General features: G+C 71.1%; 13 protein-coding genes. 10 read left to right on the top strand and 3 right to left on the bottom strand.

The window, feature by feature from the left end; translation table 11 throughout:
* The first annotated feature begins 194 nt into the window (after positions 1 to 194).
* From fmt to G412_RS0122495, 6 genes are all read left to right on the top strand, one after another.
* Positions 195 to 1,145, top strand: coding sequence for a methionyl-tRNA formyltransferase (gene fmt, locus G412_RS0122520; RefSeq protein ID WP_028814059.1), 951 nt, complete (start codon positions 195 to 197; stop codon positions 1,143 to 1,145).
* A gap of 37 nt (positions 1,146 to 1,182) precedes the next feature.
* Complete coding sequence (locus G412_RS0122515) at positions 1,183 to 2,658, top strand: RsmB/NOP family class I SAM-dependent RNA methyltransferase (protein WP_028814058.1); 1,476 nt, start codon at positions 1,183 to 1,185, stop codon at positions 2,656 to 2,658.
* A 51-nt stretch (positions 2,659 to 2,709) separates the two neighbouring features.
* Positions 2,710 to 3,246, top strand: coding sequence for a cysteine hydrolase family protein (locus G412_RS0122510; protein WP_028814057.1), 537 nt, complete (start codon positions 2,710 to 2,712; stop codon positions 3,244 to 3,246).
* A 153-nt stretch (positions 3,247 to 3,399) separates the two neighbouring features.
* Positions 3,400 to 4,086, top strand: a complete 687-nt coding sequence (gene rpe / locus G412_RS0122505; RefSeq protein ID WP_028814056.1) for a ribulose-phosphate 3-epimerase — start codon at positions 3,400 to 3,402, stop codon at positions 4,084 to 4,086.
* Between the two features lie 79 nt (positions 4,087 to 4,165).
* The gene (locus G412_RS0122500; RefSeq protein ID WP_078607259.1) at positions 4,166 to 5,248 is read left to right on the top strand and encodes a sugar-binding transcriptional regulator; all 1,083 of its coding nucleotides are present in this window, start codon (positions 4,166 to 4,168) and stop codon (positions 5,246 to 5,248) included.
* Positions 5,249 to 5,411: 163 nt separating this feature from the next.
* The gene (locus tag G412_RS0122495) at positions 5,412 to 6,854 is read left to right on the top strand and encodes a GuaB1 family IMP dehydrogenase-related protein (protein ID WP_028814054.1); all 1,443 of its coding nucleotides are present in this window, start codon (positions 5,412 to 5,414) and stop codon (positions 6,852 to 6,854) included.
* A gap of 105 nt (positions 6,855 to 6,959) precedes the next feature.
* Here the strand turns inward: G412_RS0122495 and G412_RS0122490 are convergent, their stop codons facing one another.
* Both G412_RS0122490 and G412_RS35585 read right to left on the bottom strand, forming a co-directional pair.
* The gene (locus G412_RS0122490) at positions 6,960 to 7,331 is read right to left on the bottom strand and encodes an ATP-binding protein (RefSeq protein ID WP_028814053.1); all 372 of its coding nucleotides are present in this window, start codon (positions 7,329 to 7,331) and stop codon (positions 6,960 to 6,962) included.
* 102 nt (positions 7,332 to 7,433) lie between these two features.
* Complete coding sequence (locus G412_RS35585) at positions 7,434 to 8,480, bottom strand: GDSL-type esterase/lipase family protein (RefSeq protein ID WP_051338546.1); 1,047 nt, start codon at positions 8,478 to 8,480, stop codon at positions 7,434 to 7,436.
* A gap of 375 nt (positions 8,481 to 8,855) precedes the next feature.
* Between G412_RS35585 and G412_RS0122480 the strand changes: the two genes are divergently transcribed.
* From G412_RS0122480 to G412_RS0122465, 4 genes are all read left to right on the top strand, one after another.
* A complete protein-coding gene (locus G412_RS0122480) occupies positions 8,856 to 10,247 on the top strand; it encodes an amino acid permease (RefSeq protein WP_208857920.1) in 1,392 nt (463 codons plus the stop codon).
* A 10-nt stretch (positions 10,248 to 10,257) separates the two neighbouring features.
* Positions 10,258 to 10,713, top strand: coding sequence for an Lrp/AsnC family transcriptional regulator (locus G412_RS0122475; RefSeq protein WP_028814051.1), 456 nt, complete (start codon positions 10,258 to 10,260; stop codon positions 10,711 to 10,713).
* 403 nt (positions 10,714 to 11,116) lie between these two features.
* Positions 11,117 to 11,914 carry a carbon-nitrogen hydrolase family protein gene (locus G412_RS0122470; protein ID WP_028814050.1) on the top strand — a complete coding sequence of 266 codons (798 nt, stop codon included), beginning with the start codon at positions 11,117 to 11,119 and terminating at the stop codon, positions 11,912 to 11,914.
* 62 nt (positions 11,915 to 11,976) lie between these two features.
* Positions 11,977 to 13,668: a flavin monoamine oxidase family protein gene (locus G412_RS0122465; protein WP_028814049.1), complete on the top strand. Its 1,692-nt coding sequence runs from the start codon at positions 11,977 to 11,979 to the stop codon at positions 13,666 to 13,668.
* 80 nt (positions 13,669 to 13,748) lie between these two features.
* On the opposite strand, the gene G412_RS0122460 is transcribed toward G412_RS0122465, so the two are convergent.
* A complete protein-coding gene (locus tag G412_RS0122460) occupies positions 13,749 to 15,287 on the bottom strand; it encodes a substrate-binding domain-containing protein (protein WP_028814048.1) in 1,539 nt (512 codons plus the stop codon).
* Positions 15,288 to 15,359: the final 72 nt, after the last annotated feature.

Genomic DNA, 15,359 nt, shown 5'->3' with positions numbered 1-15,359 from the left:
TTTCGGTCAATCTCTCTTGACCAACGCGTCACCCGGCGCCGGGGTCACGCTGCGGGGGCGTGTCCGCATCCGCGCGGGGCGCGCAGATGGGCGTACGCCCCCTGAGGACGGGGCCCCCGACGGCCCATAGACTGGTGCGCCTCTTGACGCCGCACCCTGTTCCGCCCTTCCTGCCCGAGAGGCCCGCGCCACCGATGAAGCTCGTCTTCGCAGGCACCCCCGAGGTCGCCGTACCCGCCCTGGACGCCCTGATCGCCTCCGACCGGCATGAAGTCGTCGCCGTCGTCACCCGGCCCGACGCCCCCGCGGGACGCGGCCGAAGGCTCGTCGCCAGCCCCGTCGCCGCGCGCGCCGAAGAGGCCGGCATCGAGGTGCTCAAGCCGGCCAGGCCGCGCGACGAGGACTTCCTCGCGCGGCTGCGCGAGATCGCGCCGGACTGCTGCCCTGTCGTGGCGTACGGTGCGCTGCTGCCCAAGGCCGCCCTGGACATCCCGGCCAAGGGGTGGGTCAACCTGCACTTCTCGCTGCTGCCGGCCTGGCGCGGCGCCGCCCCCGTGCAGCACGCGATCCTCGCGGGCGACGAGGTCACGGGCGCGTCGACGTTCCTGATCGAGGAAGGCCTCGACTCGGGTCCTGTGTACGGAGTGCTCACCGAGCAGGTACGGCCCACCGACACCAGCGGCGACCTGCTCACCCGGCTCGCCTTCGCCGGCTCCGGGCTGCTCGCCGCCACCATGGACGGCATCGAGGACGGCACGCTGCACGCCGTACCGCAGCCCGCCGAGGGCATCACGCTCGCACCCAAGATCACCGTCGAGGACGCCCAGATCGACTGGGCGGCGCCCGCGCTGCGCGTCGACCGCGTCGTGCGCGGCTGCACGCCCGCCCCCGGCGCCTGGACGCTGTTCCGTGGCGAGCGGCTCAAGCTGGTCGCCGTGAAGCCGCTGCCGGAGCGGACCGACCCGGGCCTGGCGCCCGGCGAGCTGGCCGCGTCGAAGAAGAACGTGTACGCCGGGACCGGATCGCACCCCGTCGAGCTCCTCTGGGTCCAGCCGCAGGGCAAGAAGCCGATGCTCGCCGCCGACTGGGCGCGCGGCGTGCGCATCGCCCCGGGCGAACACCTCGGCCCGGCGGACGTACGCTGAGAGGGTTCGTCCCCCTCTCAAGCGGAGCACCTTTTTCGTGAGTGACCAGCCAAGCAGCAGCCCCGCCAAGCCTGCCTCCAAGCGTCCCGCCAAGCCGCACCGGCGCCCCCAGAAGGACCCGGTCCGCTTCCTCGCCTTCGAGGCGCTGCGCGCCGTCGACGAGCGTGACGCGTACGCGAACCTCGTCCTGCCGCCGCTGCTCAAGAAGGCCCGCGCCAAGGGCGGCTTCGACGAGCGCGACGCAGCGCTCGCGACCGAGCTGGTGTACGGGACGCTGCGCCGCCAGGGCACGTACGACGCGGTCATCGCCGCCTGCATCGACCGGCCGCTGCGCGAGGTGGACCCGCCGGTCCTGGACGTGCTGGCGCTCGGCGCGCACCAGTTGCTCGGCACCCGCATCCCCACGCACGCCGCCGTCTCGGCGAGCGTGGAACTGGCGCGCGTGGTGCTCGGCGAGGGGCGCGCGAAGTTCGTCAACGCCGTGCTGCGGAAGATCTCCGCGAAGGACCTCGACGCCTGGGTGGAGCAGGTCGCTCCGCCGTACGACGACGACGCCGAGGCGCACTTGTCCGTCGTCCACTCCCACCCGCGCTGGATCGTCTCCGCGCTGTGGGACGCCCTGGGCGGGGGCCGGGCCGGCATCGAGGATCTGCTGGAGGCCGACAACGAGCGGCCCGAGGTGACGCTCGTCGCCCGCCCCGGCCGCTCCACCGCCGACGAGCTGCTGGACGCACTGGGTGAGGACTCGGGGCTGCCCGGCCGCTGGTCCCCGTACGCCGTACGGCTGGCCGAGGGCGGCGAGCCGGGCGCCATCGCCGCCGTCCACGAGGGCCGCGCGGGAGTCCAGGACGAGGGCAGTCAGCTCGTCGCCGTCGCGCTCGCCAACGCGCCGGTGGAGGGGCGGGACGAGCGCTGGCTCGACGGCTGCGCCGGGCCCGGCGGCAAGGCGGCCATGCTGGCCGGCCTCGCCGCCCAGCGCGGCGCCGCGCTGCTGGCCGCCGAGAAGCAGCCGCACCGCGCCCGCCTCGTGGAGCGGGCACTCGTGGGCAACCCCGGCCCGTACCAGGTCGTCGCCGCCGACGGCCTGAACCCGCCCTGGCTGCCGGGCTCCTTCGACCGCGTCCTGATGGACGTTCCGTGCTCGGGGCTCGGCGCGCTGCGCCGCCGCCCCGAGGCGCGCTGGCGCCGCCGCGCCGAGGACCTGGAGGGCTTCGCGCCACTCCAGCGCGGGCTGCTGCGCGAGGCGCTGAACGCGGTGCGCGTGGGCGGAGTGGTGGGGTACGCGACCTGTTCCCCGCACCTCGCCGAGACCCGGATCGTCGTGGACGACGTGGTCAAGGGGCGCGGTTCCAAGGGGCGCGGCGGACACCAGCCGGTCGAGGCCGAGTGGATCGACGCCAGGCCGCTGATGCCCGGAGTTCCGGCGCTGGGCGACGGGCCCGACGTACAGCTGTGGCCGCACCTGCACGGCACGGACGCGATGTACCTCGCACTTTTGCGCCGGACCGCTTAGGCGGCGCTCCCCGAGTGGGGCGGCAGCCGGTTTTCGGGAACCCTGGGGCGTATGGGAAAGACCGCTCTCATCGTCATCGACATGATCAACACCTATGACCATGACGACGCGGACCTGCTGCTCCCCTCGGCGCGCGAGGCCGTACCGGCGATCGTCCGGCTGCTCAAGCGCGCCAGGGAGAGCGGCGTTCCGGTCGTCTACGCCAACGACAACTTCGGCGAATGGCGCTCCCACCACGGTGAGATCGTCGATACGGCGCTGTCGGGGCCGCACGCGGAACTGGTGCGGCCCCTCCAGCCGGACGACGACTCGCTGTTCGTGGTCAAGGCACGCCATTCGATCTTCTACGAGACACCGCTCGGCTACCTGCTGAGTTCGCTGGAGATCGATCACGTGGTGCTCTGCGGCCAGGTCACCGAGCAGTGTGTGCTGTACTCGGCGCTCGACGCGCACATCCGGCATCTGCGGGTGACCGTCCCGAGGGACGCCGTGGCGCACATCCATCCTCCGCTGGCCGAGGCGGCCCTGGAGATGATGCGCCGCAACATGCATGCCGAGATCGTGTCCGGCGACGACATCGAGTGGTGAGCCCGCAGCTTCTTCGGCAGGGCGCCTCAATGGCCCCTGCCGCGGGGCGAATAGCCAGGATTGTGAGGACTGCGCTCATCCCCGGCGCCTCCGGCCCGTACCGGGGGACCTACCGGGGAGTGGAAAGGCCCCGGAACGTGGCAGGCTTGGCCCATGGCTGTTCAGATCAATCCCAGTATCCTCTCCGCAGACTTCTCCCGCCTGGCGGAGGAGGCGAAGGCCGTCGAAGGCGCCGACTGGCTCCATGTCGACGTGATGGACAATCACTTCGTCCCCAACCTCACGCTGGGCGTCCCGATCGTGGAGTCGCTGAGCCGGGCGACGGACATCCCGCTGGACTGCCACCTGATGATCGAGGACGCCGATCGCTGGGCCCCGCAGTACGTCGAGGCGGGCGCCGGATCGGTCACCTTCCACGCCGAGGCGTGCGCCGCCCCGGTACGCACGGCGCGTGAGATCCGCGCCAAGGGCGCCCGCGCCTCCATGGCGCTGAAGCCGGCCACGCCCATCGAGCCGTACGAGGACCTGCTCCCCGAGCTCGACATGCTGCTGATCATGACCGTGGAGCCCGGCTTCGGAGGCCAGGCGTTCCTCGACATCATGCTGCCGAAGATCCGCCGCACCCGTGAGCTGATCTCCAAGCACGGACTGGAGCTGTGGCTCCAGGTCGACGGCGGCGTATCGGCGTCGACGATCGAGCGCTGCGCGGAGGCGGGCGCCGACGTCTTCGTCGCGGGTTCCGCCGTTTACGGGACGGACGACCCGGCCGCCGCGGTGCGCATGCTGCGCGACCAGGCGACCGGCGCCACCACGGCGGCCGGATGGGCATGCGACCACTGAGCCACGGCTCGGTGAACGCCGCCCTTCGGGGCTGATCAAGGTCTTGCTGATCTGACAGGATGAACAGCGAGCCCAGAGTGTGAACAGCAGTGAGGAGATCGCGGTGTCTGCAATGTCGGCGGGCCGGTCAGCCCTGCGGATGGGACCCGCAGAGCTGGTCCAGGCGGCGGCCATGGCCCGCCGCTTCTACCTGGAGGGCAAGTCCAAGATCCAGATCGCCGAGGAGTTCGGCGTCAGCCGCTTCAAGGTGGCCAGGGTCCTGGAGACCGCTCTCGAACGCGATCTCGTACGGATCGAGATCAGGGTGCCCGCCGAGCTGGACGCGGAGCGCTCCGACGCGCTGCGCGCCCGCTACGGCCTGCGGCACGCGGTCGTCGTCGAATCCCCGGCCGACGCCACCGAGGACGCCCTCCCCGGATCTCCAGGTTTCGCCGGCAGCGCGCCCACCGACCCGGAGAACCTGGGCGAGGTCGCCGCCGACCTCCTCGGCGAGCTGGTGAACGAGGGCGACGTACTGGGTCTGGCGTGGGGCCGCTCCACGATCCACATGGCGGCCGCCCTGCACCAGTTGCCGCCGTGCACGGTCGTCCAGCTGACCGGCGTGTACGACGCGGGGACGGCGGAGCGCGGATCCGTGGAGGCCGTACGGCGCGCGGCGCAGGTCTCCGGCGGCGAGGCGCACCCGATCTACGCGCCGATGCTGCTGCCCGACCCGGCGACCGCGGCGGCGCTGCGCAACCAGACCGGGATCGCACGCGCCTTCGAGTACTTCGACAAGGTCACCGTCGCGGCCGTGTCCATCGGCTCGTGGGAACCGGGCATCTCCACCGTCCACGACATGCTCTCCGACGAGGAGCGCGCGCACTACGCCTCCCTGGGCGTCGCCGCCGAGATGTCCGCGCACCTCTTCGACGCCGAGGGCCGCCGGGTCGGGCGCGATCTGGGCGAGCGGTGCATCACCGTCGAGGCGGACCGGCTGCGGCGTATCCCCGAGGTGGTGGCCATCGCGGGCGGACTGCGCAAGGCGGCCGCCATCGACGCCGTACTCAGATCGGGCCTGGTCACCAGCCTGGTCACGGACACCGCCGCGGCCGACTTCCTGCTGAGCGAGACGGGCGCGGCGCCGCGGCCCGCGCTGGACCGGGCAGACCCCGACGACTGAGCACGGCCCCTTCGCTTCGGAGGATCCGACGAGTGCACCCGCTGTGGCCTGGATGATCGGCCCGGAGGGTGTATCAGCATGGGCATGGGACACTGAAGTACGTGCGTTTTTCCCCGGCTGAAATGCCCGGGGGCCAACTCCGAACGACTGGGATGTTCAGCACGTGCGTTTCCTCAACGATCTGAAGCCGCCGTACGACCTCACGTACGACGACGTATTCATGGTGCCGAGCCGTTCGGCCGTCGGCTCCCGGCAGGCCGTGGACCTCACGTCGCCCGACGGCTCCGGCACCACCATCCCGCTGGTCGTCGCGAACATGACCGCGATCGCCGGCCGCCGGATGGCCGAGACCGTGGCCCGCCGCGGCGGGCTCGTCGTCATTCCGCAGGACATTCCGATCGATGTCGTCGCTGAGGTCGTCTCCTGGGTGAAGACCCGCCACCTCGTGCTCGACACCCCGATCGTCCTGACCCCCTCGCAGACCGTCGCCGACGCGCTGTCGCTGCTGTCCAAGCGCGCGCACGGCGCGGGCGTCGTCGTGGACGCCGAGCGCCGTCCCGTCGGTGTCGTCACCGACCACGACCTGACCGGCGTCGACCGCTTCACGCAGTTGTCCGAGGTCATGACCCGCGACCTGGTCCTGCTGGACGCCGGCATCGACCCGCGTGAGGCCTTCAACCGGCTCGACGCCGCCAACCACAAGTACGCGCCCGCCGTCGACAAGGACGGCCGCCTCGCCGGTGTCCTGACCCGCAAGGGCGCCCTGCGCGCGACCCTCTACACGCCCGCCACCGACGCGGACGGCAAGCTGCGCATCGCGGCCGCCGTCGGCATCAACGGCGACGTCGCGGGCAAGGCCAAGCAGCTGCTCCACGCCGGCGTGGACACCCTCGTCGTGGACACCGCGCACGGGCACCAGGAGTCGATGATCGCCGCGGTCAGGGCCGTGCGCGCGCTCGACCCGCAGGTCCCGATCGTCGCGGGCAACATCGTCGCCGCCGAGGGCGTGCGCGACCTCATCGAGGCCGGCGCGGACATCATCAAGGTCGGTGTGGGCCCCGGCGCGATGTGCACCACCCGCATGATGACCGGCGTGGGCCGCCCGCAGTTCTCCGCTGTCATGGAGTGCGCGGCCGAGGCGAAGAAGTTCGGCAAGCACGTCTGGGCCGACGGCGGTGTCCGTCACCCGCGCGACGTCGCGATGGCGCTCGCCGCGGGCGCGTCCAACGTCATGGTGGGCTCCTGGTTCGCCGGTACGTACGAGTCGCCCGGCGACCTCCAGCACTCGGCCGACGGCCGCGCGTACAAGGAGTCGTTCGGCATGGCCTCCGCGCGCGCCGTGCGTAACCGTACGAGCGAGGAGTCGGCGTACGACCGGGCGCGGAAGGCGCTCTTCGAGGAGGGCATCTCCACCTCGCGCATGTTCCTCGACCCGGCCCGTCCGGGCGTCGAGGACCTGATCGACTCGATCATCGCGGGTGTCCGCTCCTCGTGCACGTACGCCGGTGCGAGCTCCCTGGAGGAGTTCGCCGAGAAGGCGATCGTCGGGGTGCAGAGCGCCGCCGGTTACGCCGAGGGCAAGCCGCTGCACGCAAGCTGGAGCTGACGCTCCGGCAGTGATGCTCCGGCAGTGACCACCATCCGGCCGGTTCCCGCTCGTGCGGGGACCGGCCGCTGGTGTGTGGGCGTCCAGCTCGTGTGTGGGCGTCGTCTAGTTCGCGTCGGCCGGGCGCGGCCAGATGGCCCGTACCCGCTTGCCCTCGGGCAGGGGGCGGACCTCGACCCGGCCCGCGAGCCGCTGCACCATGTGCCAGCCGAACCCGCCGCCGCCGCCGAAGTCCGGTTCGCGGGGCACGGGCGGCTGGTCGCTTGAGTCGTCGATCTCCACCACGAGCTCCTCGCGTCCCGCGCGGAGGGTGAGGCGCCACCAGCCGGAGGTGTGCCGCACGGCGTTGGCCACCAGCTCGCTGACCACGAGCAGCACAGCGTCGAGGTCGGCCCAGGGGCAGTGCCGGGCGACGTAGTCGGCGGCGGCCTCCCTGGCCGTCGCGCTGTCTTCCAGGGGTGAGTCCAGGACAACCATGGGCGGCTCCTCAGTCAGCAATGGCTCACTTACCCGCGGTTTGCCGTCCCATGACCCTCTGGCCCCGCCGGTACTCAAGCCGTGGGCGAACAGCGCGCGGGGCTAGTCGCCCGGTGGCGTGACGAAGCCTGTCCCGCGCAGGGCGGCGGCGACCGCCTCGGCGATGAGGGCGTGTCCCGTGTCGTTCGGGTGCAGCCCGTCCTCCAGGTGCTCCGGACCGAGGATGTCCCGGCCTGGGAGCAGCGCCAGCCGGTCGTCGCCCGCGGCCACGCGGGCCACCGTGGCCTCCTCCAGGGCCGTGCGGAGGTCGGCGAGGGTGGCACCCAGGGCGTTGGGGGTCCGCTCCGCCTCGGGGCGCAGGACTGGGGAGAGGACGAGCATCGGGGTGTCCGGATGACCCTGGCGTACGAGGCCGAGGAAGGCCTGGACCGTCTCGTACAGCAGGGGCGCCGAGAACGGGGTGCGGGACCAGCAGTTGGTGCCGAAGGCGAGGGTCAGGACGTCGGCCGGGAGGTCCGCGATCTGCTGGGCGACGGCCAGTTCGCCGCGGCCGGCGCCGGCGTGGCCGAGGTTCACCGTGTCCAGGCCGAGCGCCCGGCCCGCGGCCGCCGGCCAGGCGTGGGCGGGGCGGGTGGACCACCAGCCCTCGGTGATGGAGTCGCCGTGCACCAGCCAGCGCGGCTGCGGCGGGGCGGGCGCGAGGGAGCCGCCGACCGGGCGCAGACCGAGGATCTCGGGGCACTGGCTCTCCGGCGGGTGCACCGTGAACCGTCCGCGCCGGTCCGGCAGCCCGATGCGTACGACCGTCTCCCGCTCCGGGGCCTCGGTGACCTCCGTCACGAGAGCGCCGTCGTGCCACAGCGCGAAGGTGTGCGCGAAGTCGCGCAGCTCGTCGGCGCGGGTGGGGAGGGCGGCGCGGTAGCGGATGTCTACGGCGGTGGCGCCCCGCGCCGTGAACTCCAGCCGTACGCCGACGGGGACCGCGGCGCGCTCGGCGGTGTCCCACGGCAGCCGGTCCAGGTCGGCGGGGTCGGCGCGCACGGGGCGGCCGTTGTCGCGCCAGGCTACGCCGCGGAGGTAGGGGGCGGGATCCAGCCATCCCGGCGGGCCGGTCAGGTCCGGCCCGGCTGCCCGGTCTGTGGTCGTCATGATCGCCTCCGGTCGTCGGTGTGCGTACGCCGGTCACGGGATGTCCGTCGTACCGGACAAAAGGGATATCGAAAGGTCGGGCGCAACGAAGCGCCATGGGTCGGGGTTGTGCGCAATGATCGTCCGTCGGTACGCAAGGTTGCTGCATTACGGATGTGAACGCAGACCTCGTAGGCTTCGCGCTGTACGTGGAGTGGCGGGGACCGCCTGCTCGGCGGTTCCCGAGCTCCGGGCTGATTTCCTACGCCCCGAGCGAACCGCTGCGGTCGCCGCCTTCCCGATCGGCAGCGATAAGGAGCCACCCCAGTGTTGGACGCAGCGCCACCCGTCACTCCCCAACCGGAATCTGAGCGTCCGCCGCTCGGCAGCCGGCTGATGCGGCGCAAGCCCGTTGAGCAGCTCGTCGCCGAGGGCGGCCAGGGCGAGGGCGGTACGCTCCGCCGCTCGCTCACCATGTGGCAGCTGACGATGATCAGCATCGGTGCCACGCTCGGCACTGGGATCTTCGTCGTGCTCGGTGAGGCGACCTCGGCGGCCGGACCCGCCGTCGCGATCTCGTTCGTCATCGCCGGCCTCACCGCCCTGTTCTCGGCCCTCTCCTACGCGGAGCTGGCCGGCTCGATACCTGTATCCGGCTCCTCCTACTCCTACTCCTACGCCACGATGGGAGAGATCGTCGCGTGGATCTGCGGCTGGTGCCTGGTCCTGGAGTACGGCGTATCCGTCGCCGCCGTCGCGGTCGGCTGGGGCCAGTACCTTAACGAACTGCTCGAGGGCACGATCGGCGTGACCATCCCCGAGTCGGTGTCCGCACCGCTCGGTGAGGGCGGCTTCATCAACCTGCCGGCGCTCGTCGTCGTCCTGCTCGCCATGGTCTTCCTGATGCGCGGCGCCAAGGAGAGCGCCCGCGTCAACACGGTCATGGTCGTCATCAAGATCGCGACGCTGGTGCTCTTCTGCGCCATCGGCTTCATGGGCATCAAGGCCGGCAACTACACGCCGCTCGCGCCCCTCGGCATCACGGGCATCAGCGCCGCAGCCGCCACGGTGTTCTTCTCGTACATCGGCTTCGACGCGGCATCCACCGCGGGCGAAGAGGCGAAGAACCCCAAGCGCGACCTGCCGCGCGCGATCATGCTGTCTTTGCTGATCGTCACCGTCCTCTACTGCCTCGTCGCCCTGGTCGCCGTCGGTGCCATGCCGTGGGACGACTTCGACGGGACCGAGGCGGCCCTCTCCCAGATCCTGAACGACGTCACCGGCCACAGCGTCTGGGGCTCGGTTCTCGCCGCCGGCGCGGTCGTCGCCATCGCCAGCGTCGTCTTCGCCGTGCTCTACGGCCAGACCCGCATCCTCTTCGCGATGTCCCGCGACGGCCTTGTTCCCAAGGTCTTCGCCAAGGTCGACGAGCGCACCGGCACGCCCAAGGCCAACGTGGTGATCGTCTCGCTGTTCTGCGGCATCCTCGCCGCTGCCATTCCGCTGAGCGAGCTCGCCAACGCGACCAGCATCGGTACGCTCTTCGCTTTCGGCCTGGTGAACATCGCCGTCATCATCCTGCGGTACAAGCGACCGGACATGCCCCGTACGTTCCGGCTGGCGCTGTTCCCGGTGACCCCGGTGCTCGGCTTCGGCTGCTGCGTGTACCTGATGGGCAAGCTCCCCGCACCCACCTGGTTCGCCTTCGGTGGCTGGATGGTCGCAGGGCTCGTGGTCTACTTCTTCTACGGCTTGCGCCGCTCCAGTCTGGCCACCGCAGAGAAGTGATCCACCCGTAGTGCGACTGAACGATCTCGACGAACGCATCGTCCACGCCCTCGCCCAGGACGCCCGCCGCTCCTATGCCGACATCGGCTCAGAGGTCGGTCTCTCCGCCCCCGCCGTCAAACGGCGGGTGGACCGGTTGCGCGCCGAGGGAGCGATCACCGGGTTCACCGTACGCGTGGACCCGGCCGCGCTCGGCTGGGAAACCGAGGGCTTCATCGAGATGTACTGCCGCCACAACACGTCCCCCGAGGACATCCGTCGTGGCCTGTCGCGCTACCCGGAGGTGGTGTCCGCGTCGACCGTCACCGGTGACGCGGACGCCGTCGTCCAGATCTTCGCCTCCGACATGCGGCACTTCGAGCGGGTGCTGGAGCGGATCGCGGGGGAGCCGTTCGTGGAGCGGACGAAGTCGGTGCTGGTGCTTTCGCCGCTGCTGAGGCGCTTCTCGTCGGGGTCGCCGGCGTAGGAGGGACGGGGGTGGGGGCTCCTGCGGCTCCGCCGCGCAGGGGCTCCGCCCCAGGCCCCGCTCCTCAAACGCCGGCCTCGCCGGTGCGGCGCCAGCAAGTTCTCCGGGTGTCGTCCGGACGGCCCTCACTCTTCCGCCGAGACCCCCCGCCAGGCATCGCGCCGAGCGTCGGTACCCGCGCTCCGACGGGCGGCGGGAGGCTCCGCCAGCGGTACTCCGGCAGGTGTACGGACCGTACGACGCGGACTCATCGGCGTACGCGCAATGAATCACTGCCGGCCGCCCCGATTGCGCAACGGATCGACGGTCGGTCCGCAACGGTCGCGCCTTGTCCCGGTACGAGCGCGGAACGTACCGTCATTACGTCTCCCGCACACCCCTCCCCACCTGCCCGAGGTCAGCCATGCCGCCGTTGCGCACCGCACTCCTCCAGAGCTCCGGCCGTCCCGGGTCCGTCGACGAGAACCTCAAGGTCCTCGACGAGACCGCGGGCCGTGCGGCGGCTGCCGGGGCCGGGCTGCTGGTCTGCCCGGAGATGTTCCTGACCGGCTACGCCATCGGCGCCGACGTGCACCGGCTGGCCGAGCCCGCCGACGGTGAGGCCGCCGACGCCGTCGCGGACATCGCCGTACGCCACGGACTCGCCGTCCACTACGGCTACCCGGAGCGTGACGGGGACGTCGTGTACAACTCCGCCCAGCTCATCGGGCCCGACGGCGCGCGGCTCGCGAACTATCGCAAGACGCACCTCTTCGGCTGCTTCGAGCAGGAGTGGTTCACGCCCGGCGAGGACGCGGTCGTCCAGGCCGAGCTCGGCGGCCTGACCATCGGCCTCATGATCTGCTACGACGTCGAATTCCCGGAGAACGTCCGCGCCCACGCGCTCGCGGGCACCGACCTGCTGCTGGTGCCCACCGCACAGATGCACCCGTTCCAGTTCGTGGCCGAGAACGTCGTGCCCGTCCGGGCCTTCGAGAACCAGATGTACGTCGCCTACGTGAACCGGACCGGCCCCGAGGGCGAGTTCGAGTTCGTCGGGCTGAGCTGCCTGGCCGGTCCCGACGGGGCGTCCCGTGCCCGCGCCGGGCGCGGCGAGGAGCTGGTGTTCGGTGACGCCGACCCCGAGTTCCTGCGGGCCTCGCGCGAGAACAACCCGTACCTGCGCGACCGCCGCCCCGGCCTGTACGCGTCGCTGGTCTGAGACCTGACACCCGACCGGCCTCGCCCCCTTTTCTTTTCCGCTTTGCAAGGAGTCCGTACCCCATGACGTCCACGGTGCCCACAGCCGTCCAGCACACCGACGCGCAGCCGCCGATCACCATGTTCGGTCCGGACTTCCCCTACGCGTACGACGACTTCCTCGCGCACCCGGCGGGCCTCGGCCAGATACCGGCGACCGAGCACGGCACCGAGGTCGCGGTCATCGGCGGCGGCCTGTCCGGCATCATCGCGGCGTACGAGCTGATGAAGATGGGTCTCAAGCCCGTCGTCTACGAGGCCGACCAGATCGGCGGCCGGCTGCGCACCGTCGGCTTCGAGGGTTGCGACGAGGCCCTGACCGCCGAAATGGGCGCGATGCGCTTCCCGCCGTCCTCCACGGCGCTCCAGCACTACATCGACCTCGTGGGGCTGGAGACCAAGGCGTTCCCGAACCCTCTCGCCCCCGAGACGCCGTCGACCGTCGTCGACCTCAAGGGCGAGTCGCACTACGCCGTCACCGTCGACGACCTGCCGCAGGTCTACCGCGACGTGATGAACGCCTGGAACGCCTGCCTCGAAGAGGGCGCCGACTTCTCCGACATGAACCAGGCCATGCGGGAGCGCGACGTACCGCGCATCCGTGAGATCTGGGCCAAGCTCGTCGAGAAGCTCGACAACCAGACGTTCTACGGCTTCCTCTGCGAGTCCGAGGCCTTCAAGTCCTTCCGGCACCGCGAGATCTTCGGCCAGGTCGGCTTCGGCACCGGCGGCTGGGACACCGACTTCCCGAACTCGATCCTTGAGATCCTGCGCGTCGTCTACACCGAGGCGGACGACCACCACCGCGGCATCGTCGGCGGCAGCCAGCAGCTCCCCGTCCGGCTCTGGGAGCGCGAGCCGGCCAAGCTCGTGCACTGGCCGCTCGGTACGTCGCTGAAGTCCCTCCACGAGGGCGAGCCCAAGCCCGCCGTGACGCGGCTGCACCGCACGGCCGGCAACCGGATCACCGTCACCGACGCCTCCGGCGACATCCGTACGTACCCGGTGGCGATCTTCACCGCGCAGTCCTGGATGCTGCTCTCCAAGATCACGTGCGACGACTCGCTGTTCCCCATCGACCACTGGACGGCGATGGAGCGTACGCACTACATGGAGAGCTCCAAGCTCTTCGTCCCGGTCGACCGGCCGTTCTGGCTGGACAAGGACGAGGAGACCGGGCGCGACGTCATGTCGATGACGCTCACCGACCGGATGACGCGCGGTACGTACCTGCTGGACGACGGTCCCGACAAGCCGGCCACCATCTGCCTCTCGTACACCTGGTGCGACGACAGCCTCAAGTGGCTGCCGCTGTCCGCGAACGAGCGGATGGAGGTCATGCTGAAGTCTCTCGGCGAGATCTACCCGAAGGTCGACATCCGCCGCCACATCATCGGCAACCCGGTCACGGTGTCGTGGGAGAACGAGCCGTACTTCATGGGCGCGTTCAAGGCGAACCTGCCCGGCCACTACCGCTACCAGCGCCGTCTGTTCACCCACTTCATGCAGGACCGCCTCCCCGAGGACAAGCGCGGCATCTTCCTCGCGGGCGACGACATCTCGTGGACGGCCGGGTGGGCCGAGGGCGCCGTACAGACCGCGCTGAACGCGGTGTGGGGCGTCATGCACCACTTCGGCGGTACGACCGACCCGACGAACCCGGGCCCCGGCGACCTCTACGACGAGATCGCCCCGGTCGAGCTGCCGGAGGACTGACCAGGGGGACCGCAGAACGTACCGCTCGGGGCCGGCCGCGATCCGGCCGGCCCCGGGCGGTCATCACACCGCCCTGTCGCCTACCCGCCGGCGCAGGGCTTCGCCGCCTCCGGCGCCGCGCACGGCAGATGGCCGTGCGTGCGGATGATGCCCTGGCCGCTGCCGAGTGTCATGTAGACGAGGAAGCTGGAGACCAGCGAGTCGGCGGGCGGGCTGCCGTACGTGTAGGCGTACTCGATCTCGTGGTACGGGTATCCGCTGGTCCCGATGTTCTCGATGCTCGGCTCGCGGCCGTCAAGGCGCAGGCGGTGCAGGCCCTTGGGTCCGGCGCCGGACCCCGAGCGCAGTTCGCTGTAGCCGAGTGCGCCGGGGACCGAGGCCACCTTGGCCAGCACCTGCTCGGTCGAGTCGAGCTCGCAGCGGATGACACCGGCCCGCCCGTCGTCCCTGCCGACGCAGTCCTGGGAGGAGTTGGCGGGCTCGCCCGTGCCCAGGACTCGGCGCTGGAAGACCTGCCGGGTACCGGAGTTGGCGTCCCGGCTGACGAGGCGCACCGGCAGATCGGGCCCGCCCAGCTCCTTCCAGTTGCTGACGGTGCCGGCGTACAGCCTCCGTACCTGCGCGGTCGTCAGGCCCTTGAGCGGCACTCGGTCATTGAGCACCAGGGCGAAGGCGGACACGGCCACCCGGCTCTCGCGCAACTGGGGATACCCGTTCGGTTTGCGGCCGTCGGAGAGCGCTATGACGGGTGGCGAGCCGTCCTCGGCGGCGCTGCCCGCCTCGTCGAGCGCGCGGATTCCGGCGGTGCTGCCGTGCGTATCCACGGTGATCTTCGAGCCGGGGCATTCCGCCTGGTACTTCTCGGCCAGCTCCCCGGCGACCGGCGTGAAGGCCGTCGAGCCGGTGACGGTCAGCTCCCCGGTGGCGCAGCCCATGGGCGGCGGGGCCTGGTCGTCGCGTACGACGGTGAGGGTCGCGAGGGCGATGACGCACACGGCGAGCGCGAGGATGAGGGTGCGGGCCGGTCTGCTGAAGAGCGGCGTCTTGTCGTCCGGCGTGGTGCTCTCGTTGGGCATCACCGCGCCGTCCTGGATGCCGCCGGTCACCCGGACCGCACTGCCTACGCCGCCTCCGCCGAGCAGGACGAGAAGTTTGTAGTGCTGGCCCCGGTTCAGCGGCACCTTCGGCAGGTGGACCCGGTTCTGGTGGTGCCGCATCCCGGCTTCGGCGGTGAAGTGCGCCATCAGGTGGGCGTGTTCGGGGTTGGGCTGGGTGACCGCGACGCCCCGGACCGTGCGGTCGGTGAAGTGGACGGTGAGGCCGTGGGTGTCGGGTCCGGTGTAGTCGGTGGCCGAGATGCCCTGCGCGCCGTCGTTCTCGATACGGAGCAGGACGAGGGTGGCGTTGGACATGTCGGGGGAGTCGTCGAACAGGCCGAGCCGCACGGTGTCGTGACCGTTGCGCGCGTCGCCGCCAATGGGGGTGTCCATCTGCACGCGGTAGCCGATGCGTTTGCGGCGGGGGACCCGGCGCTCGTACCAGAAGGGGCCGACAGCGGCCGCCACGCCCACCACGGCGGTGATCAGCGCTACGACGTTCTCGGGGTTCAACCACTCCACCTGTGTCCTCGCCCAGCCGGCCGGCGCACGCCTGTTCGCGCGCTTGTGCGGGTCACGGTAGGGCGAGGCGCG

The sequence above is a fragment of the Streptomyces flavidovirens DSM 40150 genome, from assembly GCF_000429085.1.
Taxonomy (GTDB): Bacteria; Actinomycetota; Actinomycetes; order Streptomycetales; family Streptomycetaceae; genus Streptomyces; species Streptomyces flavidovirens.
Note: the sequence above shows the minus strand (reverse complement) of the source record. Positions and strands in the feature narration are given on the sequence as shown.